This is a genomic window from Spirosoma harenae (assembly GCF_054776975.1).
Genome location: NZ_BAAHBD010000006.1, coordinates 176206 through 198466 on the forward strand (window position 1 = coordinate 176206; position 22261 = coordinate 198466).

Below are 22261 nucleotides of genomic sequence, written 5' to 3' on the forward strand. Positions count from 1 at the left end.
GGGTTTGGGTTGTAATTTACCCGATGCTCTGCCCCATGCCATTTAGTCGTTTATAGCGTCGTAGACTAGTAGCTGGTTTTGGGATATTACCCGTTCGCCGGGTTTCAGGCCTGCTTTAATATAGGCCACATCACCCACCGATTTCAGGACATTCACTTCCCGAGTGTCAATATCTGAGCGGCTTCGGAAAACCATAACAAAGTGTTTTGATTGGTCGAAAATCACTGAGCCAGCCGGTATGGTAGCCATTTGTCCGCCATCTTCGTAATGCAACGTAACGGTTGCGTGCATTTCAGGGCGCAGCTTCATGGCCTTGTTATTCAGACGAATACGAACAGTCATCGCTTTCGTACCGGGATCGAGTACGGTATAGATCTTGTCGACTTTGCCTCGAAATAGTTCATCTGGATAACTGAGCGTCTGGATACTCGCATCCATACCAATACGCACTCGTCCGATGTCGCTTTCGTTAACATTTGCCATTACAGATACTTCACTGATCTGACCAATTGTAAACAGATTGTTGGCATTATCGGAACGGAGCTGCATGCCCCGATTTACGTTTTTCTCGATAATGTATCCGTCGATGGGGGCCTTTACGGTGTAGATGGATGTTTTGCCGATACCATAGATCCGCGACACTTCGGCAACGCGATTCACGTCGGCCTGCGCTTTGTCCACTTCTTTCTGAGCAGCCACGACTTCCCGCTGCGACGTAAGTTTGGTTTCGAACAAATCCTGAGCAACGCGCAGATTTTTCTCTGCCAGCAGCAAATCCGACTTAGCCTGAATACCTTGCCGTTCAATATCAGCTACTTCTCCCGATCGAATCAACGCGATTGCCTGGCCTTTTCGAACATAATCACCTAACTCAACCTGCACATCCTCTACGTTTCCGCCAACCAATGGAAACACTTTGATCACCCGATTTTCGTCGGCCATCACTTTTCCAACCAGTGTAAGTTCGCTACGTACCGGCTGCGAAGTCACGCTGTCGATCTTAATCCGGTGCATCATCGTATCCGACAGCATAAATGCTTTGGCTTCTTCAGGTGCTGGTTTGGGGCCGCACGAACTGATTAGCGCGATGCAACTAATTAGTAAAACGGTATTTAATAATGTACTGATTTTCATCTCTGTAATAGCTTTATATTCTGATACTCCCTGCTAGGCTATGTCCACTAAATCCAATTAATATTACTTGAATAAATCTTCACCTATGAGATAATTCAGCTCTTCGTACGCACTGACCCGATCAGCTTTCAGGCGGTTAAGCTGGCTGATACTATCGTTGTACGCTTCAATCAAATCGACAAACTCCAGTAGCGAAATATTCCCCTTCTGAAAACTGGTAACCACACCCCTATTCAATTCATCGAACTGCTCCGTAAACTGCCCTTCCACCGACTGCACCCGGCGTTCGACTTCGCGTACTTTTTGGAGTGAAGTTGCTACTTCGTTATTCACCTGCACCACTTTCTGTCGCTGCAATTGACTCTGGTAGCCGATCTGGCTACGTGCGGCTCGAATGGCGCCTTGGTTGCGATTAAATAGGGGTATATCGGCCGAAACCGATAGGCCAACGTAATTCTGAACATAGCTGCCCGCCTGGTCATAGGTACCGCCGACCCGCAAATCGGGTGTCGCCAGGGCTCGTTGCAGGTTATAATTCAACTCAGCCTGCTTGGCCAGCGATTCGGTTGCCCTCAGGTCAGGGCGATTGCGTATGGCTATCTGCTGGAGCGTGTCTTCCGACTGAACTGGTAATCGGTATTGAGCCAGATTTTCGTTGATTACGACTGGTTTAATCGGCTGATCTACACTCACTAAAGTTCGCAATGCACGCTGATCGTCAGCGAGTTGAAACAGAATCGCCGTACGATCATTACTAAGTTGAAACAATAAAGCTTTTAGTCGGAGCAGTTCGCGCAGGGATACGTTGTTACGATTGTACTGCACTTCATAAGCCGTAACCGTATTTTGCAACGTAGCAATCTGTTGATTAAATCGAGCCAGGGTTTTCTGCTGAAAATAAATCGAATAGAACCGACTCCGTAAGTCGAAGCGAAGCCCACGAAGTAAATCCAGCACCTCGAACTGGGTGAGTTTAGTCGCTTCTGCTGCCAGCGCGATGCGTTTATTTCGCTTCCCGGCCGTATAGAGAAGCTGCTGAATACCAATGATTTTCTCCCCCTGGCGACCGACATCCAGCACCCGCCGAGCTTCGCTATTGTAAGCGCTCAATTCTACGCTAAGCGTTGGATTATCATACAAACTCGCCTGCAACTCCTGGGCCTGACTCGCTTCGAGCCGAAATCGTTCGGCCAGTAAGAGTAAGTTATTTTTCAGGAACAAGCTATCAGCCTGTTTGAGAGTCAGTCGAAGCGAATCCTGTTGAGGGATAGAGATAACTAATTGCGCCTGAACAGATTTTAAGGATAACTGGATAAAGAAAAAGACAAAAAGCAGTAGCCGCATAGATTGCCAAATTGTGGGCTACAAAGGTCTTTAATGTAGATTAAGATAGAATTAGTAGGAGATTAGAGGAGGTTTAAAAATATATTAAAAAAATATTAGAAAAAATAGACAAAATGCAGAAATTCAACTGATTACCCTTATAGATGCGGCAACGAAACCGTAAACGTACTTCCCTGCCCTACCTGACTATCAACCAATAACGTTCCATGATGCAAGTCTACCAGCTTGGAACAGATGGACAGCCCGATACCAAAACCCTGATAATCAAACGCGTTATCGGCTCGGTAAAAAGGTTCAAAAATATGCAGGCGATTTTCTTCTGAAATGCCAATACCTTTATCCTGAATCGCAATATGGCAATGCTGGCTATCGGTACGAATTCGTACCCGAGCCGTTTGGTCAGCAGCGTATTTACAAGCGTTATCGAATAGGTTTATAAAGACTTGTTTCAGCAAATCTTCATTCCCTTCAATCAGCGTTTCTGTATCTGTTTCGGGTATATTGTCGTAATCAATTTGTATATGATAAGCTGGTTTAGCACTGAGCAATTCATCTTTGGCCAGAAAAACAATGTCATCAACGCGAGTAGGTCGAAGAACGACCTGATTACTGGTTTCCAGTGTTCTAGCCAGAAAAAGCAGGCCATTGGTAAGGCCAATCAGTCGATCCGTATCCGATAATAAATTGGTCAGAATTTCTTCGTGTTCAGGCACGGTTAGCGGTCGGCGAAGGCCTAATTGAATTTCGGATTTCAGAGCGGCCAGTGGAGTACGTAATTCATGCGATGCGTGCGATACGAAACTTCGTTGTTGATCAAACGCTTGTTGCAGCCGATGCAGCACATCGTTAAAATTTATCGCTAAGCGCGCAATTTCATCCTGCCGATTTCCTTCATCCAGTCGCTGCTGAAGATTGCGGGCCGTGATGGTCGATACCTGCTGATTAATCTGACTAATAGGCTGTAGTGACTGTCCAGCAAAGAAAATACCGAGTCCAATGGTAATACTCAATCCGGCCAGTAATCCCCAACCTAATGTTAGTTGGAGGTTTTCCAGTTTGCTTTTCCCGAATTTATCATAGGCCGATGCCAGTACAACCAGATCGCGACCATTTTGTCGATAAAGCAACCCGACTAACTCATTCGGACCATTAATCGTTTCAACTTCTTCTTTTTCACGCACTTCAGCCAGCAAAGCGGCTCGGTAATGAATAACCTGATCGTCTACACTGGCGTAAATCAGTCGATTTTTGGCGTCGAAAATCAGGACTTTTTCATCAAACAAAGCGGTTAGCGTATTACGGTCAATGATTTTAAGGAGCTTCTGATCCACTTCTTTTACCTCAATCAGAAAGCGAACAGTCGTGCGCGCCTTATTCTTAAGTCGCTCATAAAACTCTTCCCGGCGATACGTAGCTGATACCAGATAAATCAGTACCGAGAAAACGATCAGAATCGAAGCGACAATGAGCGAAAACTGGAGAGCTATGCGATTGCGAATGGTCATGCCTCTTCTTTCAATACATACCCCAGGCCGGAGCGGGTGTGAATGAGTTTGGGCTCGAAATCGCGGTCGATTTTTTTACGCAGGTAATTGACGTACACTTCTACGACATTCGTTCCCGGATCGAAGTTAAGACTCCAGACCGCTTCAGCAAGGTCAGCTTTCGAAATAACCCGACCTTTATTACGCATTAAGTATTCGAGCAGGGCAAATTCGCGGGCAGTCAAATCAATCGGAACGGTTCCCCGACGCACTTCTTTGGTCATTGCATTCACCGTTAGATTGGCTACCTGCCAGACTTCTTCACTGGAGGATTCAGCGGTGTTTGATACCCGCCGGAAACAGGTAGCGACTCGGGCCAATAGTTCTCGAAAATCGAACGGCTTTACCAAATAATCATCGGCCCCGAGCGATAGCCCTTCTACTTTGTCTTCAATTTCGCCCAACGCGGTGAGCATGATAATGGGCAACGTTGGTTTCTCCGCCCGAACGCTACGGCACACTTCAAATCCACTCATACCGGGCAGATTGATATCCAGAATCAATAAGTCGATACCTGGTTGTAAGGCAATTTGCCGCCCATTAATGCCTTCATAAACCACTTCTGTGGCATAGCCTTCTTCCTGAAGCCCTCGACTGATGTTCTGAGCAATACGCCGGTCATCTTCAATAATCAGGATTTTCTTCATGCAGGCAGCAGTATGTTAATATAGTAGAACGATAAGTGAAGGTAGTTCATTACCTACTAGTCAATAGCCACAATAAAAAACTCCCCTGCTATGGTCATATAACAGGGGAGTTTGTATACTAAAATGCCGTTGCTTATTTCTGGCCGTACCGTTTGCGGAACTTGTCGACCCGACCAGCGGTATCGAGCAGTACGTTCTTCCCTGTGTAGAACGGGTGCGACTGCGAGCTAACTTCAATTTTAACGAGTGGGTAGGTTTTTCCTTCGAACTCGATGCTGTCTCTGGTTTGGATTGTAGAGCGCGTCAGAAATTTATAATCGCTCGACAGATCGTGGAATACCACTTCGCGGTAATCCGGGTGAATGCCCTTTTTCATGGTCTAATGCTCAGTTTCTTGTCATCTTCTCGGTTTCCGACCGAAAAGGACTGCAAAGGTACAGCATTTTGCGGGGACTACCAACATTTTTTACCATGACTTTTAACACCTGATAATGAATGAAATAAATAGTCACCATTAGCTAACATTCGCGTAATAGTAGCTTGCTTTAGCAGCCCTTTCTCTCTACTTTTAGAAACATTTTAGCTTTTACTAACGAACAGCATAGTTCAGTTTCTGGCCCCGCTGTTTATGTCAAAAAAAGCTTTATTAATTTCTTAGGATGCGTCTAACGTAGGATATTCTTAAGTCGTTCAGGATGATGGCTTAACAATTTTTTAACCTACCCTATAGAATTGCATGTTTTCAGGATTGACTAAAATACCCGAACCTTCCGGGTTGATTTTCCGTCTGAATCAATAGAACTTTATACCTTCAGTGGTGTCAGCTGCGATTAAATTCGTTGGTTACTCTATTTTATGTACTTAATCGATTTACGCAGCAAAAACATGGCCCCAAATTTGAACACCTTATTCAACCACAGCTTTCCTCTGTATTCAACATTTTTCCATACTTAACTAGCCCAAAAAATCATGTTCGTAATTAAACGTGATGGCCGCCGGGAGTCAGTCAAATTTGACAAAATCACGGCTCGAATCGAGAAATTGTGCTACGGTCTCGATCCAGCTTATGTGCAGCCTGTAGAGGTTGCTGTGAAAGTCGTTAGCGGTTTATATGATGGTGTCAAAACCACTGAACTCGATAACCTCGCTGCTGAAACAGCCGCTTCGATGACCACCAAACACCCGGACTACGCTATTCTGGCCGCCCGGATTGCAATCTCGAACCTCCACAAAGAGACGAACAAATCGTTCTCTGGCACCATCAAAAAACTGTACCAGTACGAAGATCCAAAAACCGGCGAAAATGCCTCGTTGATTTCGCGGGAAGTCTACGAAGTGGTTCGTCAGCACGCAGCTCTGCTGGATTCGACCATCATCTACGACCGGGATTATGGCTATGATTACTTTGGCTACAAAACTCTCGAAAAATCGTATCTGCTGAAACTCGACGGACGAATTGCCGAACGGCCTCAGCACATGCTGATGCGGGTAGCTGTCGGTATTCACCTGGACGATATCGATTCAGCTATTGAAACGTACAATTTGCTGTCGGAGAAGTGGTTTACGCATGCAACGCCAACGCTGTTTAATGCCGGAACGCCCAAACCACAGATGTCGAGCTGCTTCCTGTTGACAATGCAGGACGATTCAATTGATGGCATCTACGACACGCTGAAACAAACGGCCAAGATTTCCCAATCGGCGGGTGGTATCGGTTTGAGCATTCACAATGTTCGGGCAACGGGCACCTACATTAAAGGTACAAATGGCACTTCCAACGGAATCGTACCGATGCTGCGTGTCTTCAACGATACAGCTCGTTACGTCGATCAGGGTGGTGGTAAGCGGAAAGGTTCGTTTGCGATTTATCTGGAGCCCTGGCATGCTGATGTTTTCGAATTCCTGGATCTGAAAAAGAACTCGGGTAAAGAAGAAGTCCGCGCTCGCGATCTGTTCTACGCCCTCTGGACACCGGATCTGTTCATGAAGCGTGTAGAAGCCGATGACGTTTGGTCGTTATTCTGCCCACACGAGTGCCCCGGTCTGGCCGATTGCTATGGCGACGAATTCGAAGCATTATATGAGCGCTACGAACGCGAAGGCCGCGCCCGCCGGACGGTGAAAGCGCAGGAATTGTGGTTCAAGATTCTGGAATCGCAGACGGAAACGGGAACGCCTTACATGCTGTATAAGGATGCCGCAAACAAAAAATCGAACCAGAAAAATCTGGGTACGATTAAGTCGTCGAACCTCTGCACCGAGATTATTGAATACACGGCTGCCGACGAAGTAGCGGTTTGTAATCTGGCGTCCATCGCGCTGCCGAAATTCATCAAACGTGATCCGGATGGCATCATGCGCTTCGATCACCAGAAATTATTCGAAATTACGAAGGTCGCTACGCGTAACCTCAATAAAATCATTGACCTTAACTACTACCCTGTAGAAGAAGCACGTCGCAGCAACATGCGTCACCGGCCAATTGGCCTAGGCGTACAAGGCCTGGCCGATGCGTTTATCATGCTGCGGATGCCGTTTGAATCGGACGAAGCGCGTCGGTTGAACGAAGACGTTTTCGAAACGATTTATTTCGGTGCCATGACCGCGTCGATGGAATTGGCGAAAGAACATGGCCCATACGAAACCTGGAAAGGTTCACCGATTTCGCAAGGTCAGTTCCAGTTCGATATGTGGGGTGTTAACCCAAAATCGAACCGCTGGGATTGGGAAAGCCTACGTACCGAAGTAGTTGAACACGGCGTTCGAAACTCGCTGCTGCTGGCACCGATGCCAACGGCTTCGACTTCGCAAATTCTGGGTAACAATGAGTGTTTCGAGCCGTACACGAGCAACATCTACACCCGTCGCGTGTTGTCAGGTGAGTTCGTTGTAGTGAACAAGCATCTGTTGAAAGATCTGGTTAAACTGGGTCTGTGGAACGATACAATGAAGAATAACCTGATTCTGGCGAACGGTTCGATTCAGCAGATTCCGAACATTCCGCAGAATATCAAGGATCTTTATAAAACGGTTTGGGAGATCAAGCAGAAACATATCATCGATATGGCTGCCGATCGGGGTGCGTACATCTGCCAATCGCAATCGCTGAACATTCACATTCAGGATTCGAACTTCGGCAAACTGACGTCGATGCACTTCTACGCCTGGAAAGCCGGTCTGAAAACGGGTATGTATTACCTCCGTACGAAAGCCGCTGCCGATGCCGTTAAATTCACGGTCGTACAACCACAAGCCGAGCCCCAACTCGAACCCGCTATGGCTGAAACTGCACCAATCGAAAAACCACTCGATTACGCACAGTACGCCAAGGAGCACGCGACGAATGCTGTTCCAGCACCTGTCCCCATGGTAACCGACCTCGAACAGCAATATGCCGCCATGACCTGCTCACTGGATGATCCAGAAGGTTGCGAAATGTGCGGTAGCTAGTAAAGCTCCAAGTTTAAGGCTTCAAGTTTTCACTCCCGGCTGTGGTTTACATGGCCGGGAGTTTTTGTTCGGGATAATTGTGGTGTTATAAAATAGCTTGTCTTAGTAGCTAAGAATGACCTGCTATTTCAATTTTTAAACTTAATGAACAGGGATAAAGAATATTACCAACGTTTGTTACACCAGTTAGAATATACCCAATTAGACTATGTAGGTGAGCTTTTACAAATAGAGTTAGCAGTTTACGAAATAAGAAAACTGTTACAAGAAATGCGCGAAATAGGCGAATACGACAACCCAATATTAGATAGCTTAAAGCTAGATTTAGGACAGTTAAGAAAGAAGCATGAAATACTGACCCATGAGCTAAATGACTTGGAATTAGATATTTCTCACGTTAAATTTATGATAGACATCTTGAGTCGGGCTAAAGACGATGAATAATAAACAAGACAGAGTTACAGAAACGGCACAAAAAGGCGAAGCTATTGCAGCTAGTGCCTTAGCGAAGGCGGATAGCTTATTAATGAAAACGGCTGCCTTACGTCACCAGATCAGTCAGTTGAAAGATGAACTGGCAGAAGATATTGCTACCCTAAAGCAGAAAAAATAGGATATACCTCTTAAAGCTGCAAAAGCCAATCCCTGAAAAGGATTGGCTTTTTTGTAAAAATTGAATAGGCGTTAACTATACAATCATTTCCCCATCCACTGCTTAAAATCGCTTACTTTTTCGCGGCTTACGAGGGCCTCTTTGTCGAAAACGGGTTTTAGAGTTAGGGCCAGGCGATTGCCGAAATAGGGTTGTATCTGATCGACGGATTGATGGGTGACGATAAGACCCCGATTGATCCGGAAAAAGCGATTGGGATCAAGGGCATCGGCAATTTCATCCAGTGTGTAATCGACCAGGAATTTTTGGCCGGTATGCATCGCGAAGAAACTGTAGCGTTCTTCCGTATAGAAATACGCAATCTCACTTACTTCAATCGATAGCATCCGTTGGCCTTGTCGAACCAGAAACCGTTGCCGATAGTCGCGGGGCGCCTGACTTTGAAGCTGTTGTAATAGTTTTTCGATATTCAGATTTGGGGATGTAGCTGGTTTGCCACGCAAATCTTCGTACTTCTGCAAACTCCGCTGTAGGTCGTCGCGCTGGATGGGTTTCAGCAAGTAATCGATGCTATTGACTTTGAAAGCCTGAAGCGCGTATTCATCGTAAGACGTGGTGAAAATGACGGTACTATGCACCGTTGTTCGCTCGAAAATCTCGAAGCTTTGCCCATCGGCCAGTTCAATGTCCAGAAAAATCAAATCGGGATCGGGTTGGCCTTTTGCCCGGAGAGCCTCTAACCAGTCTACGGTATCGGCAATACTGGCCGTTACGCCCGATACTGTAAGCGTTGGAGCAACTTCAGCCAATAACTTCTGGAGCTTGCGGACAGCTAATTCTTCGTCTTCTACAATCAGGGCATTCATGAAATTCGTCAGTTTTTCGCCAGTAGCGGTAAGGTTACAGTAAAGTACTCAGGTCCCGTTTCGATAACAGGTTCAGGGTAGGCAAGCAGTTTGTATTTCGTTTGAATATTGCTTAACCCAACCTGAGTTGACTCTAGATTAATGGCCGTCGGGCGGGTTGCTTTTTTCTGAAGATTATTCCGAACCAGCAATTGTCCTTCCAGTGTCGTTACGATATCGATGCACAGCGGACGACTTGCCAGAATGATGTTGTGCTTGACCGCATTTTCGACCAGCAATTGCAGAGTCAATGGGGGAATTCGGTGGGTACGGTAGTGATCAGCAACTTCTACCGTCAATTGCAACCCATCGCCATGCCGGGTTTTCAGTAGGTGATAGTACGAATCGATAAAGGCCAGTTCATCGCTGAGTGTAGCGAGTTCATCGCTGGCGTCGGTTTCGGTTGGGTCTTTGCCGAACAACGAGTCTGGAGTGATTCGGTAGCCGGAACGTCGATTGTCTTTTACCAGCTTGCCCGATCGGTGATTGTCCTGAAGCATGTACCGATAAACTCTGGCCATCTGATCCACAAACTGTTCGGCTCGTTTCGGCTCTTCGGCAATGAGCGAAGACAACGAGTTGAGGCTGTTGAACAGAAAATGGGGGTTGACCTGACTTCGTAATCCCTGCAATTGGCCCCGCAAATTTTCTTTCTTGAGTTTCTCTTTATTCATCTGATACTGCTGCCATCGGGATAATGAATACGTTGTCTCATAGAAACCGACCAGCAGCAAAATAGCCACCATATCAAAGCCAAAAACCGTAGGGACGGTATCGTACGTAAGCTGCGAACCGAAGGGACGATATCGAATAAAAAGCCAGGTATATATAGCTAGAAATGATCCCGATAACGCCACAAAAGCCAGACATATCAATCCTGCCCGAACAAATGTCTGGCGTAGTTCCGGATAACGTCGAATAATGCTGTCAGCGGCCCAGTCGTGGCAAATAAACGCCGTCGTTGCCAGTAGCCAGACAAATAATGTAGCGCCTAAAAACGTCGACCAGCTATGTAGATACCCATCGCCAATGAGCAGATACGTAATTAAGGGCACAAACCAGGGCATGAGCAATATATATGACCACCCTCCGCGTGTTGTCAGGCGCAGCCAACGTCGAATGGGGTCAAAATAGGTCATGGTCATGGTTTCTATATCGACTGGCTAGCAGATTTCTTACTAACCAGAATACTATTTTTTTGTGTTAAAGTTAACTATCTCAATTCCTCACCAACAGGTCAACTTGTACTAACTGACCAATGTCTGTTGTGAATTGACGAAATGGACACCTGTGTTGCCTCTTCTTCAAAGCGCATTGGGTAGCAGTAAAGGCAATTCAACGCGAAAGTGTGTATCACTAGCGTCTACTATAATGGTCTTTTCGCTAAACAATCGGTATTTGGCCGTTAAGCTTCCTAAACCGGGTCCGTATGTTTCCAGACGAATGGCTCTGGGTTGCCAGTTATTGACGACCTGTACCCAACCCGTATCTGTAACTCCAATCGCAATAAGTAAAGGCTTCGTACCCGACATTACATTGTATTTTATGGCATTGTCGATCAAGAGTTGCAGACTCAGCGCAGGTAATGCGTAAGCCGCATACGTCGTGTCTGTAAGCACAGGCAGTTTAATTTGCAGGCTTTGCCCGTATCGCACAGTCAACAATTCGGTATAGGAGCGAACAAAATCCAGTTCAGCCTGTAGTGTCACTAATTCACTCGGATTCTTCGTCAACGTCAGATCCGTGCGTCGACTGGATTGTAATATATATCGGTAAACTACGGCTAGCTTATCGACAAACCATTCGGCTCGCTGCGGATCGTCGTTAATGAGTACCGACAATGCGTTTAGGGAGTTAAACAAAAAGTGAGGATTTAGTTGGCCTTTTAGCGTATCGTATTGGTGTTGTAACGACTGGCGCTGTAACTGCTCGCTTTCGGTCATGTCCTGTTTCCATTGCGCGTAGGCATAGAATAAGCCAAGCGCCAGGCAGAGAAACACGTCAAAAATAAGCCCTAATACCCAAATCGGGCGAACGGTTGCCCAGTTGAATTGTACGCCCGTTGCCGGAACAAGGCTATACACCCAAACATCAAAAATGGCCAGAATGATGGTTAAGCTACATACACTGAGCAGCATAACCAACGAACGAAGTAAGGTTTGGCTGGCAGCCGGGTAGCGCCGGATTACCCACCAAATGGTTAAGGTTAGGGTAACGATCGATAGCCAATAGAGGAAAAATACGAGTAAAGTCCCGATAATGAACTTCGTTACATCGCTGAAATACGACGCTCCGATAAAGTAATAATTACCAATCGGAAACAGGACAGGCATCATCAGTAGGTGATACCACCATTCGTATGTTGAAAAAAAGCGAGGTCGATGAATCGGCACCAGATAGATAATCGAAATCCTGGATCGGCTAAAGCGAATAATCGAAAATGGCCAATACTCGTCTAACCTTTGCGCAAGTACTGGATGAATTGTTATAAATGATACATGAATTGAGAAAAAAGGCGTATGAATTGTAAAAGGATAGTGATCAGCCCTAAATTGCCCTTGTCAGCTGTGGATAAATGTCTACAACTTTTACTTTACAAAACTGGGACAATGCTTCTTTCATGGATACTGAGAGCGAGTTATTCGCCCGAAATCTGTTAATTTAGTAGTTGCAATCATGCCAAAACAGCTTTAGTTATCAGCTGTTTCTAACCATGTCTCTACCCATAAAACAACGTCTGACTACTTATCTCGCTCCATGGGAGCTTTGGTTTCATGCGTTGCTGGGTCCAGTTCTGATTCCGATCTGCAACTATTTTTTTATTGGCCCTCTTTACTTTTCCAACTGGCAACTCTTCCTGACAGCCACTGGTCTTCTCACTGTTTTATACCTGATTCCCACCTTACTTATTACTGTTTCAATCCGGTGGATCATTAATCGGTATGCCGACGTAGACCATTCAACCCACAGAACGCTGGCGATTCTGATTGCCCTGACGAGTTTATCAACGGGCGCCGTTCTTTTCGACGTATTTATTTATAGTTTAATCCCGTCATTTGGCTTATCCTTTACCTGGTCGGTTATTCGTCCGGTTTTACTACTGACACTGGTATTCGATTTTATTTTTGGTACATTTCTTAGCCTCTTTCACTCCTATCGGCAGTGGGCAAACGATCAGACGGAAAATGAGCAACTACGGCAAGCCACCTATCAGCATCAGCTCGATATATTGAAAATGCAGATCAATCCGCATTTTCTGTTCAATAGTCTGAACTCCCTCTCATCGCTCATTGGTGAAGATCGACAACGGGCCAGTCAGTTTGTCGATGAACTTTCCAAAGTGTATCGCTATCTTCTTCAGGCCAATACACGGGAATTCGTCAGTCTGCAAACCGAACGGGATTTTAGTATTGCCTACAGCAATCTTCTCCAAACCCGTTACGGAATGAGTTTGCAGATTACCCATCAGATTCACGACGATTATCTACAGTATCAATTACCGACACTGAGTTTGCAAACGCTGATCGATAATGCGATTAAACACAACATCATGGCTATCGATCAGCCCTTATTGATTTCTATTCAAACAATGCCCGATGGCAAATTGCTGGTACAGAATAGCCTGCAACGAAAAATCAACAAGATTGAACAGGCCAAATCCAGGCTGGCCAGCCTGGCTTCTACATATCGTTCTCTGGGAAATGGTGACGTGCAGATCGACGAGACGAGTACCCACTTCGGCGTACTCCTACCGTTACTGGCAACAACCTCGCAACTGGTTTCTTAAGAGGTAAAATGCATAGCTGCCTACAGAGCCGAAAACACTTCCTCCGCCAGTTTAATCAAAACAGGCAGCAGAACAGGCACTTCATAGACAAATGAGGTGCGGTTCATGAAAAAGAAAACGTACTTGCTGCTCCTTGATTAAACTACGACTTAAAAACCAACAATGACACCGTTTTTTGCGGACATATACCGGCGGCTACCTCGCGTTCGCTCACAGACTCAGTGGCACTTTCTGCTGCTGTTTCCGTGGTTTATTCCGCTCATAACCTATTTGGTAATAGGCAATCGCTACTGGTCCGATCCATGGACATTTGTTTCTGCAACGGCTCTGAATCTGACGATTGCCGGAGGTTGCCTGATAACCCTGGATCAATTTACGCAGTTTGTTGTTCGTCGCTACCCCAACCTGGGGCAAACCTGGGAACGCGTTTGGCGGCTACTGGCTGTATTTATGCTTGTAACGCCCTGTTTTGTTTTCGGTGGCATCGCCATTTACAGTTATTTTCATCTATACGGGTTTACGTACGACGCTGATTCACTACCCATCAGCCGAATCATTTTGATCAATATATTGGCTAATTTGCTCTCAGTAGGCATTGACGAAAGTACTTATTCGTTGAAAAAATGGCGGGAGAATACGTTCGAGAAAGAGCAGTTGAAGAAAATCAATATTCAGAGTCAGTTAGAAAGCCTGAAAAGCCAGGTCAATCCGCATTTCCTGTTCAACAGTCTCAATACGTTATCTTCACTCATCGACGATGATCCTGAAAAAGCCGAGCAATTCGTTGATCAAATGGCGAATGTATACCGATATCTTCTCCAAACCAACGCCGGTAACTTAACGACGCTGCAAACGGAATTGGCCTTTATTGAATCATACTTTCACCTCCTCAAAACCCGTTATGGCGCGGGTATTCACTTAACAATTGACGTAGCGACTCAATACAGAATTTTTCTGCTGCCTCCCCTCACCCTGCAAATGCTGGTTGAAAATGCAGTGAAACACAACGTTATCCTCGCCAGTAAGCCCTTGCAGATCGACATCAAAACTACCGATGAAGGCCGATTGCTGGTGTCCAATAATCTTCAGCGTAAAACGGGGCGCGTTCTCTCCAACCAGGTCGGCTTATCAAACATTACGGCCAAGTATCGACTCCTCACCCAAACCGACCCAGTCGTCCTGACGGATGATAATCACTTTACGGTCGATTTACCCTTACTCAGTCCGATAAGCAATTAGCTGAGTGCCTTTTCATCAATACGACTCATAGGTAAATGTAAGTACTCCACTTTGTACTCCATTACGTACTGTAGTGCGCTTCGTAGGCAATCCCTGTTGATTGTATTCGTAAGTGTAAACGATATCGTCGTTAGAAGATAACCCTTGGCTGCGGGCTGAAATCATATTATTACGTGTAAATCGCAGTCGAGTTTCTATCTCAGGGTCCCAAAGGCCATAAAAAGGATTAATCTTATCATCGTGCGTATAATCGATTCTATAATTAAGTCCATGCCCCCCGGCCGTGGATACATCCTGACGGGTGATGTTCTCGCCAGTATACGTATAGCCATAGCTATTAAGGTCAGGATTAGTATCAGACCGGTCAGCATAGGAAGTTAGACGACCCGACCCATCAAATGTGTAGTCAAAGTACCGTAACCGCACCGAATAGTAAATCTTGGTTGCAGTTGAATAGTTATAGCGAGTAGCGGTAAAACGCGTGTTAGTGAGTACGGGAGGATAAACAACGATTTCGCCCTGACCCGGTGTGCTTGAGCTAGGCGTGATATAAAAGATGTGATTAGCCTCTGACTCCGAACTAGTGTATATACGTTGGGGATCGCCATACATAATTGTATTTACTACCTGATTTCGGGTAATGGAAATAGGCTGATTTTGGCTGTCGTAGCTGTAGGTCGTTCTCGTTGTGCCATCATCTGTTGTCTTCAATCTGAGCCGAACAGGTGATAGTGTACCGCCCAGCCGATGATCAACGCAGGACGACAAATTCAGGAGTAAGCCTAAAGCTGCGAAACATAATAAGACAGAAGTGCGCATAAAATTTGGGTTGGATTAAGAATGGTTTTACAAAACGTTTCTCATTCGACGGCAAATACCATTACACAAGCAATTGCAGTCGGATATGTATAAGAGAAATGACAATTAGGTAAGTAACTTTCTAATAAATTACTTTTTGTCTACTAAAATAACCCACATATAGAGATATGATGGGTGTGGCCAAACGAAACCAACTCTTGAAATAGTTGCTAAAACTTCCCTGTCTGATGCTGAAAATCATACGCATAAAAAAATCCCGCCGATTGACTCAGCAGGATTTCTTTATGCAATACTATAACGTTGATTATGAATTATTTGGTTGCTGATATGGTAAATGCAGCGCCCGATTCATCTTCACCATCGGTACTAATCTTGTTGCCATTCACTCTGGCGATCGTTACCCCCTGATAAGTCAATTCGACAGTACCGCTTCCGGCATCGACCAGCGTAACATTATCAGCCGCATCATCAGCAAATACTTCATTGGTTGATTTCAGAAGAAGGCTCATTTTAATCGACACCGACGTAGCTGATTTACGCACCAGCGTAATGGTACCTTTCAAATTGGTTTCGCTGGCAGGATATGTCTTTCCTTTCGTGGTTAATTCGGAGAAGGTATATGTACCCGCTACCCGAGCGCCCATATCGGGAGAAGGATCATTAGCAGACTCTTTTTTACAGCTTGAAAGCGAAACAGCGAACAGCATGGCCAACAGGGCAGCTAAACGGAAAGAGAATCGTGAATTCATTGTAGTTGTTGTTTTTGGTTGAAAAAGAGAAGATTCAAGACCAGTCGTTTCCCGAACCGGCGATACAAAGGTGGTGGGTGAACGACGCCATTCGAGGGGCATTCCGGTTCAATTGACAAAAGAGGAGCCTCAACAGGAAAAACTGCCGAATGAACTGATCGATACAGGCTCTCAAGAACATTATCGACTAACGGATGAATCCCAAACTGTTCGCTACTAATTCAGGAATGGAATTAGCCAATTAATAACAGGAAAGCCGCAATTCAAGCGCAAACTGATTTCGAAGGCCATATCCGGCATCCCAATTTTGACGGGACGAACCAAAGCTGTTCAGCCAGATCATCCAATTAGTTTCTTAAACCAACAACATCTAATGAAACGCTACTACACGCTCCTGTTAAGTTGGGCTCTCATCGTATCAACGAACGCTTGTAAACATGAAAGTGACCTTACACCCGTTGCAAAACCCGAAACACCCCAGCACGGAACGATTCGTGATAAAGGAATACCCGATGGGCAACTTGTTCAGAAAACGATTGGTCCGGAAGGCGGTACGCTAACGTCTGCCGACAACCGCATTACCCTAACGGTACCGGCTGGCGCTGTCGGCTCAGCTACGGCTTTTTCTGTGCAGCCTGTTACAAACACACTACCCGGTAGCCCCGGCAAATCGTACCGACTCCTGCCCGAAGGGCAAACATTCGCTAAGCCCGTTACTATCCGCTTTCAGTATAATCAGAACGACTTGACAAATACTTCAGCCCAAGCTCTGTTTCTGGCTTACCAGGGAGCCGATAGAATCTGGAAGTTTCTACCAAATACTAAACTAGACGAAGTCAGTAAAACCCTATCGGTCGAATCGAACCACTTTAGCGATTGGGGCATTTTCGCCGAAATGTGGCTGGAAGTAGAAAAAGCGCAGCTAAAAGCTGGAGAAAGCACCAAACTGACCATTATGGGGCCGCTACCCATTTTTGACGCAACCGATCCTAATCTATACGATCCAGCCTGCGAGATTGGCGATATTCGGGAATGGGACAGTACCAAAGATGTACGCGACTGGACAACCACAACACCGAGCCTGACGATAAAACCTTCTCAACTGGAAGCTACGTATACAGCGCCCGCTCAAAAGCCATCTGCCCCGCTAACGGTACAAATTACAGTAAGCATCTACAATTTTCTACCCCGCGATTATGCCGAACGAAAAGGCGCGACCGGTAAAGTTATTCTGTTTGCCAATATTGGTGTCGAAGGGGAAGGGTATTTCCGGGCAACTGTAGATGGTGTACCGTACGACGCTGGTATTCAGCACGGTTTCTTACGCTATAAAGACAAATTTACGGTAAGTGGCAACCTCACTACGCAGGAAAATCTGGCTATTTCCATCACCAAATCGGGCGGCTATTTAACCGAAGGCTCGTATAACTACCATGATGGCATTTTGCAGCACAGTCTGGTCAACAAAGCGGAAGTGGTCTATGGAACAGTGGGCGCTGCTAAAGCCTGGCATAGCTCCTACTACGCCTGTTCGGGTGGGCAGAAAGGATCGCCGGGTAGCGTGACCATCGAGAAAGTGGAGCAAATCGGGAGTAAGACCTATGTGACCGGCAAATTCGATATGGTAGTCTATCAGGAAGAAGATGGCATCTGCCCTAGTCGGGGAGTGAGGCAAAAACGAATTGTTGGCGAATTCAAAACAGCAGAGTTGTAAAGCGCATCTGCTACAATTCATTCATCCTTTCTATCAACTGATTACGTCCATCTGGTGGCTCAGGCTGATTCATCTTTCGTGAACTACCCAGAGCCACCAATTTTGCCGTCAACAAATACTAAACTCTCATGAAATCAGCAATTTCTCTTCTTTTCGTCGTCAGCCTACTTTTGCTGACGACACTTATTCCTACTGGCAGTCGGGCCCAATCGACTGGCAAAAAAGTACATTTCGGGCTGAAAGTCGGCGCTAACTTTTCTCAGCTAGATAACCTGTCGTTTTCCACACCCCGCCTGATGGAAAACGGATTACCCGTATTATCCGGTGGCAATGTTGTGTACGATTTCTTCGAACAAAATCAGTCGCTCTCAACCGGTATTGTTGGTGGTGTATTTGTCCGGTTTGGCAACCGTTTTTTCGTTCAACCCGAATTGATGCTCTCCTCCAAAGGTGGTAAGTTCGATATTATCCGACAAGGGCTGGAAACGCAATCGGTGAACGTTCGGGTAACAACGTTTGATCTTCCCGTACTGGTTGGCTATCGATTCGGCCCCCTGCGAGTCAATGTTGGTCCTGTTGTCTCACTGGCTCTTTCTGAGAGCAATAGTTTGTCTGATTCGTTTCGCCAATATGCAGCCCAATCGCTTAGCGAAACGGCTAAAAAGGCCACCTACGGCTATCAGGTGGGTATTGGCGTCACGTTAGGTGGTATTCAACTCGATCTGCGCCAGGAAGGCAATTTGACCAAAATTTTTCCGGTTACAACGAAAGATCCGGCGAATGACATTCGATTCTCATCGAAAACATCCCTGTGGCAACTTACGGCAGGCTTCAGTTTCTAATCTTCCTACAGCCATAAATCAATTCGAAAAATGAATCACAAATTAGTAGGATTCTTTGGCCTGATCGGCGCTCCTTTTCTGGGCATCAGTATGCATCTCATGTCTATTAATCATCCACTGGCCGACTCCTGGATTATTAAACTGGCTGGCATTTTTTACATCACCGGCTGGATGGCGAGTATGGAAGGGCTACGCCAACTGAAAGCGACAGGTAATCATCGATTTGGTCGAGTTATTATCCGACTTATACTGATTACACTCACCCTGGCGAATGTCTATAATGTATGGGAATTGATTAACCCCAACGAAAGCTCAGTGCTGTACTTTATCCTTGATATGAACTGGCCATTAAGTAACGTTCTGATGTTACCTGTAGGCATTGCCGCACTGCGAGCCAGACGATTGCAAGGCTGGGGCCGCTGGATACCATTGGCAATGAGTTTCTGGTTACCGTTAGCCTTACTTCTATCGAAGCAGTACGGTATGAACAGTCCGATCATGCATCTTACAAATGTGTATTCTGCCTTAATGTGGTCGCTCATGGCTATTACTGTGATGAATGCCCGCAAACAGGAAACACAACCCGCGTTGGCTTTGTAGGGTAATCGGCTCTTAGAATCGTATTTGACGGGCTGACTATAGTTTTTACCCCTAAATCCCCTAAAGGGGACTTTTCTCAAGAACGAGCCAAGTCCCCTTTAGGGGATTTAGGGAATAATAGAACGTTTAACTATAGGTAGGGCATCATTCCAGCGTTTATTCAGACTTTTCATCGGCAAAAAGGGCTTTTCTATCGGTGTTATGCGCTAAATAGTCTATTGCGTTTGTACATCTATCCGAAAACACATTTTTTTGACGATTACATGTACTCAACCGTAAGCCTGGTTTTCCTGAAAAACTGCCAATGTGGGGAGGAATCGCGGTTTTAAGCTTCGCGACGAATGACTAAACGAGAGGGAGATCAACTAACAAATCGGCAAAAATGGGAGCTTGCAACAACCGTTTTCGCGATTTACTGGCCCGTCCGCCTATATGTCCATATCAATCATTTTTCGCTTGCCATTCTACAACGAATATGGCCTTATTGGGTCGTAGAAATTATCGTTACGATTCTATTCTTTGGCCTTTGGCTTACGATGATGGACTGGATTCAACAGCGAATTTCCGGTCAGATGCAGAAGGAATTTCTGATCGAATTCGGTTTACCCGCTCAACTGGCTACGTTAGTGGTGGCCGGGGCTTTGGCAATCGTATTCAATATGGCCTTTTACCGGCTATGGATCTTCATGGCCGAAACCGAACGCGCTCGCTATACCCAATCGGTTCCGATAAAAGCTCCAACAACGTCTACGCCCAGACAGTCTGCCGAGCGGGGAGAGCGACGTAAAATAGATGATGGATTAACCATCATGGCTATGCTCTCGGCTTTTTACATGGGTGCCAACAGAAAGGGGTACAAGCGGCTTGAGCTCGTAAAGGTCAGAGCGGAGCAATTAAAACAGGAAGCCACCCAGGCCCAGTTTATGGCCCTAAAGAATCAGGTAAATCCCCATTTTTTATTTAATAGCCTGAGCATCCTTTCCTCGCTCATTGAGGCTAATCCCAAGCGTTCTATTCTCTTCGTCAGTCAATTAGCCAAAGCTTACCGCTACGTATTGGAACAGCGGGATTTCGATAGCATCAACTTACAGGAGGAGTTGGGTTTTATGAATGCCTACACCTTTTTACTTCAAATTCGGTTTGGTGATAAACTGACCGTAATTACCAAAGTTCCATCAACTGTAGCTACGCAGTATCGAATTGCTCCGCTTACGCTACAGTTATTGATCGAAAATGCTGTAAAACACAATCAAATGTCGAGCGAAGAACCGCTGATCGTCCTGATCGGGACGGATGAGGATTTTTTGGTTGTCTCGAATCCAATCCGACTACGTCCCGAGCCCGGTAGTTCGGCCAGATTGGGCCTGAAAAACATTACAGACCGCTATCGATTGTTAACCGATCGTCCTGTTTCCATTACCGACCAGGATGGCCTATTTACGGTTAAAATTCCACTCTTGTTATGAATGTATTGATTATCGAAGATGAACCATTGACGGCACAGCGGCTGGAAAATCTGCTACACGAATACGACCCAACCATTCGGGTATTGGCTCACCTACCCTCAGTAACCAAGTCGATTCAGTGGTTTATGACCCTGCAACCGATCCAGCCCGATTTAATTTTTCTGGATATTCACCTGGAAGACGAATCAGGCTTCAACCTGATCAAACAACTCAAGTTGACCATCCCAATCATTTTTACAACAGCCTACGATACGTATGCTATACAGGCGTTTAAAACCAATAGCATTGATTACCTGCTAAAACCCGTTGACCTCGACGAGCTAGTACCCGCTCTGGATAAATTTAAAGCCATTCATCAACCTTCTTCCGACTCATCACTCACCCGGATCAATCCGTCCAATAGAAGTTCGACCCCAGCCACATACCGCGATCGGTTTATGGTGAGCATTGGGCCTAAGCTCCGTAGCATTCGAACCAAGGAGATTGCCTATTTCTTTTTCCAGGATAAAGCGACATACTTGATGCCACAGGCAGGCTTTTCGATGTCGATTGATTATAGCCTGGATAGGTTAGGGCAGTTGGTCGATCCCGATCTTTTTTTCCGGGTTAATCGTTCGTTTCTGGTATCCATCTCAGCCATTCAATCGGTTCATACCTATTCCGGCAGTAAACTTAAAGTTGAGCTAGATCCGAAACCGCATCAGGACGTATTTGTGAGCGTTGATCGGGTGACTGAGTTTAAAAGCTGGATGGGCCGATAAGGTTAGACAAGCCAAAACAGGCTTATTTAGACTATTTGCGATTAATTTTAACCACCCAAACCCCCGATTCAACCCGGCAAACCCGTCATTAGTCATCTTTTTTTTCGCCCTCTATTCTCCCAAAGCCACCTTAGTAAAACGATTCTAGCTACAGAGAATCTAGATCGGCTATAGATTAAACTGGTGCATGCTGCATGCGTCAGTCACACATCACTCAGCGACAGACTAAGATGACGAACGAGAGCGAGCTTTTTTACTTTTATGCGTATTACCGCAATCCTAAAATAACCATTCACCGGGGAGAGTGTCGTTTTTGTAACCGAGGCCAGGGCATGCAACCCAACAAAATTGGTGGAGCAACGGGCCGCTGGCGGGGAGCCTATCCGAGTTTCGAACTTTCTCTGGAAGCCGCTCAGGTCTTTGCACAAACGTTAGGCGTCGAGCCAACCGTTTGCCAGCGTTGCCGACCCGATAGCACCGAAGAAGCATTGACAGAAGATATGGAGTTAACAGCAGCGTGAGCAGCTAAACAAAGTCAATCTCACTCCTTGGCCTGTGTCCTCACAGGCCACATTTCCAAATGGTTAGCGCTGGCTGACGTATAAGAAGTCTGTGAGGACACAGACCAAGGATAGATATAGCGCTAG

Annotated in this window: 21 protein-coding genes; 11 read left to right on the forward strand and 10 right to left on the reverse strand. The window is 45.9% G+C overall.

The genetic code is table 11. The features are described 5' to 3' along the window. Positions 1–42: 42 nt before the first annotated feature. From ACYVE4_RS04470 to ACYVE4_RS04490, 5 genes are all read right to left on the reverse strand, one after another. Positions 43–1134, reverse strand: coding sequence for an efflux RND transporter periplasmic adaptor subunit (locus ACYVE4_RS04470; protein ID WP_460995714.1), 1092 nt, complete (start codon positions 1132–1134; stop codon positions 43–45). Between the two features lie 63 nt (positions 1135–1197). Next, the gene (locus ACYVE4_RS04475; protein WP_460995715.1) at positions 1198–2478 is read right to left on the reverse strand and encodes a TolC family protein; all 1281 of its coding nucleotides are present in this window, start codon (positions 2476–2478) and stop codon (positions 1198–1200) included. A gap of 137 nt (positions 2479–2615) precedes the next feature. After that, the gene (locus tag ACYVE4_RS04480; protein WP_460995716.1) at positions 2616–3983 is read right to left on the reverse strand and encodes a sensor histidine kinase; all 1368 of its coding nucleotides are present in this window, start codon (positions 3981–3983) and stop codon (positions 2616–2618) included. After that, entirely contained in the window at positions 3980–4669 is a 690-nt protein-coding gene (locus ACYVE4_RS04485; RefSeq protein ID WP_460995717.1) for a response regulator transcription factor, read from the reverse strand. Before ACYVE4_RS04485 ends, ACYVE4_RS04480 begins: the two co-directional genes overlap by 4 nt. Before the next feature lie 133 nt (positions 4670–4802). Further along, entirely contained in the window at positions 4803–5045 is a 243-nt protein-coding gene (locus ACYVE4_RS04490; protein WP_460995718.1) for a type B 50S ribosomal protein L31, read from the reverse strand. Between the two features lie 593 nt (positions 5046–5638). Between ACYVE4_RS04490 and ACYVE4_RS04495 the strand changes: the two genes are divergently transcribed. The 3 genes from ACYVE4_RS04495 (at position 5639) to ACYVE4_RS04505 (ending at position 8732) form a co-directional block, all read left to right on the forward strand. Next, the gene (locus ACYVE4_RS04495) at positions 5639–8119 is read left to right on the forward strand and encodes a ribonucleoside-diphosphate reductase subunit alpha (protein ID WP_460995719.1); all 2481 of its coding nucleotides are present in this window, start codon (positions 5639–5641) and stop codon (positions 8117–8119) included. A gap of 144 nt (positions 8120–8263) precedes the next feature. Continuing rightward, positions 8264–8563, forward strand: coding sequence for a hypothetical protein (locus ACYVE4_RS04500; protein ID WP_460995720.1), 300 nt, complete (start codon positions 8264–8266; stop codon positions 8561–8563). Continuing rightward, the gene (locus ACYVE4_RS04505; RefSeq protein WP_460995721.1) at positions 8556–8732 is read left to right on the forward strand and encodes a hypothetical protein; all 177 of its coding nucleotides are present in this window, start codon (positions 8556–8558) and stop codon (positions 8730–8732) included. Before ACYVE4_RS04500 ends, ACYVE4_RS04505 begins: the two co-directional genes overlap by 8 nt. A gap of 83 nt (positions 8733–8815) precedes the next feature. On the opposite strand, the gene ACYVE4_RS04510 is transcribed toward ACYVE4_RS04505, so the two are convergent. The 3 genes from ACYVE4_RS04510 to ACYVE4_RS04520 all read right to left on the reverse strand — a co-directional run bounded on the left by ACYVE4_RS04510 (position 8816) and on the right by ACYVE4_RS04520 (position 12030). After that, complete coding sequence (locus ACYVE4_RS04510) at positions 8816–9598, reverse strand: LytR/AlgR family response regulator transcription factor (protein ID WP_460995722.1); 783 nt, start codon at positions 9596–9598, stop codon at positions 8816–8818. Between the two features lie 8 nt (positions 9599–9606). Further along, positions 9607–10782, reverse strand: a complete 1176-nt coding sequence (locus tag ACYVE4_RS04515) for a sensor histidine kinase (protein WP_460995723.1) — start codon at positions 10780–10782, stop codon at positions 9607–9609. 159 nt (positions 10783–10941) lie between these two features. After that, on the reverse strand, positions 10942–12030 hold the full coding sequence (locus ACYVE4_RS04520) for a sensor histidine kinase (RefSeq protein WP_460995724.1): 1089 nt from the start codon (positions 12028–12030) through the stop codon (positions 10942–10944). A 320-nt stretch (positions 12031–12350) separates the two neighbouring features. Between ACYVE4_RS04520 and ACYVE4_RS04525 the strand changes: the two genes are divergently transcribed. Both ACYVE4_RS04525 and ACYVE4_RS04530 read left to right on the forward strand, forming a co-directional pair. After that, positions 12351–13424: a sensor histidine kinase gene (locus tag ACYVE4_RS04525; protein ID WP_460995725.1), complete on the forward strand. Its 1074-nt coding sequence runs from the start codon at positions 12351–12353 to the stop codon at positions 13422–13424. Positions 13425–13586: 162 nt separating this feature from the next. Beyond that, positions 13587–14663, forward strand: coding sequence for a sensor histidine kinase (locus tag ACYVE4_RS04530; RefSeq protein ID WP_460995726.1), 1077 nt, complete (start codon positions 13587–13589; stop codon positions 14661–14663). 15 nt (positions 14664–14678) lie between these two features. Here ACYVE4_RS04530 and ACYVE4_RS04535 read toward each other — a convergent pair whose 3' ends face one another. Both ACYVE4_RS04535 and ACYVE4_RS04540 read right to left on the reverse strand, forming a co-directional pair. Beyond that, a complete protein-coding gene (locus tag ACYVE4_RS04535) occupies positions 14679–15482 on the reverse strand; it encodes a hypothetical protein (protein ID WP_460995728.1) in 804 nt (267 codons plus the stop codon). A 311-nt stretch (positions 15483–15793) separates the two neighbouring features. Continuing rightward, positions 15794–16333 carry a hypothetical protein gene (locus tag ACYVE4_RS04540; protein ID WP_460995730.1) on the reverse strand — a complete coding sequence of 180 codons (540 nt, stop codon included), beginning with the start codon at positions 16331–16333 and terminating at the stop codon, positions 15794–15796. A 271-nt stretch (positions 16334–16604) separates the two neighbouring features. Between ACYVE4_RS04540 and ACYVE4_RS04545 the strand changes: the two genes are divergently transcribed. From ACYVE4_RS04545 to ACYVE4_RS04570, 6 genes are all read left to right on the forward strand, one after another. Further along, on the forward strand, positions 16605–17945 hold the full coding sequence (locus tag ACYVE4_RS04545; RefSeq protein WP_460995731.1) for a hypothetical protein: 1341 nt from the start codon (positions 16605–16607) through the stop codon (positions 17943–17945). A 128-nt stretch (positions 17946–18073) separates the two neighbouring features. Continuing rightward, positions 18074–18787 carry a porin family protein gene (locus tag ACYVE4_RS04550; RefSeq protein WP_460995732.1) on the forward strand — a complete coding sequence of 238 codons (714 nt, stop codon included), beginning with the start codon at positions 18074–18076 and terminating at the stop codon, positions 18785–18787. 30 nt (positions 18788–18817) lie between these two features. Then, entirely contained in the window at positions 18818–19387 is a 570-nt protein-coding gene (locus tag ACYVE4_RS04555) for a hypothetical protein (RefSeq protein ID WP_460995734.1), read from the forward strand. A 341-nt stretch (positions 19388–19728) separates the two neighbouring features. Further along, the gene (locus ACYVE4_RS04560) at positions 19729–20853 is read left to right on the forward strand and encodes a sensor histidine kinase (protein WP_460995735.1); all 1125 of its coding nucleotides are present in this window, start codon (positions 19729–19731) and stop codon (positions 20851–20853) included. Next, positions 20850–21614: a LytR/AlgR family response regulator transcription factor gene (locus ACYVE4_RS04565; protein WP_460995737.1), complete on the forward strand. Its 765-nt coding sequence runs from the start codon at positions 20850–20852 to the stop codon at positions 21612–21614. Before ACYVE4_RS04560 ends, ACYVE4_RS04565 begins: the two co-directional genes overlap by 4 nt. Positions 21615–21808: 194 nt before the next feature. Further along, positions 21809–22135, forward strand: a complete 327-nt coding sequence (locus ACYVE4_RS04570) for a hypothetical protein (RefSeq protein ID WP_460995738.1) — start codon at positions 21809–21811, stop codon at positions 22133–22135. The last annotated feature ends 126 nt before the right edge of the window (positions 22136–22261 follow it).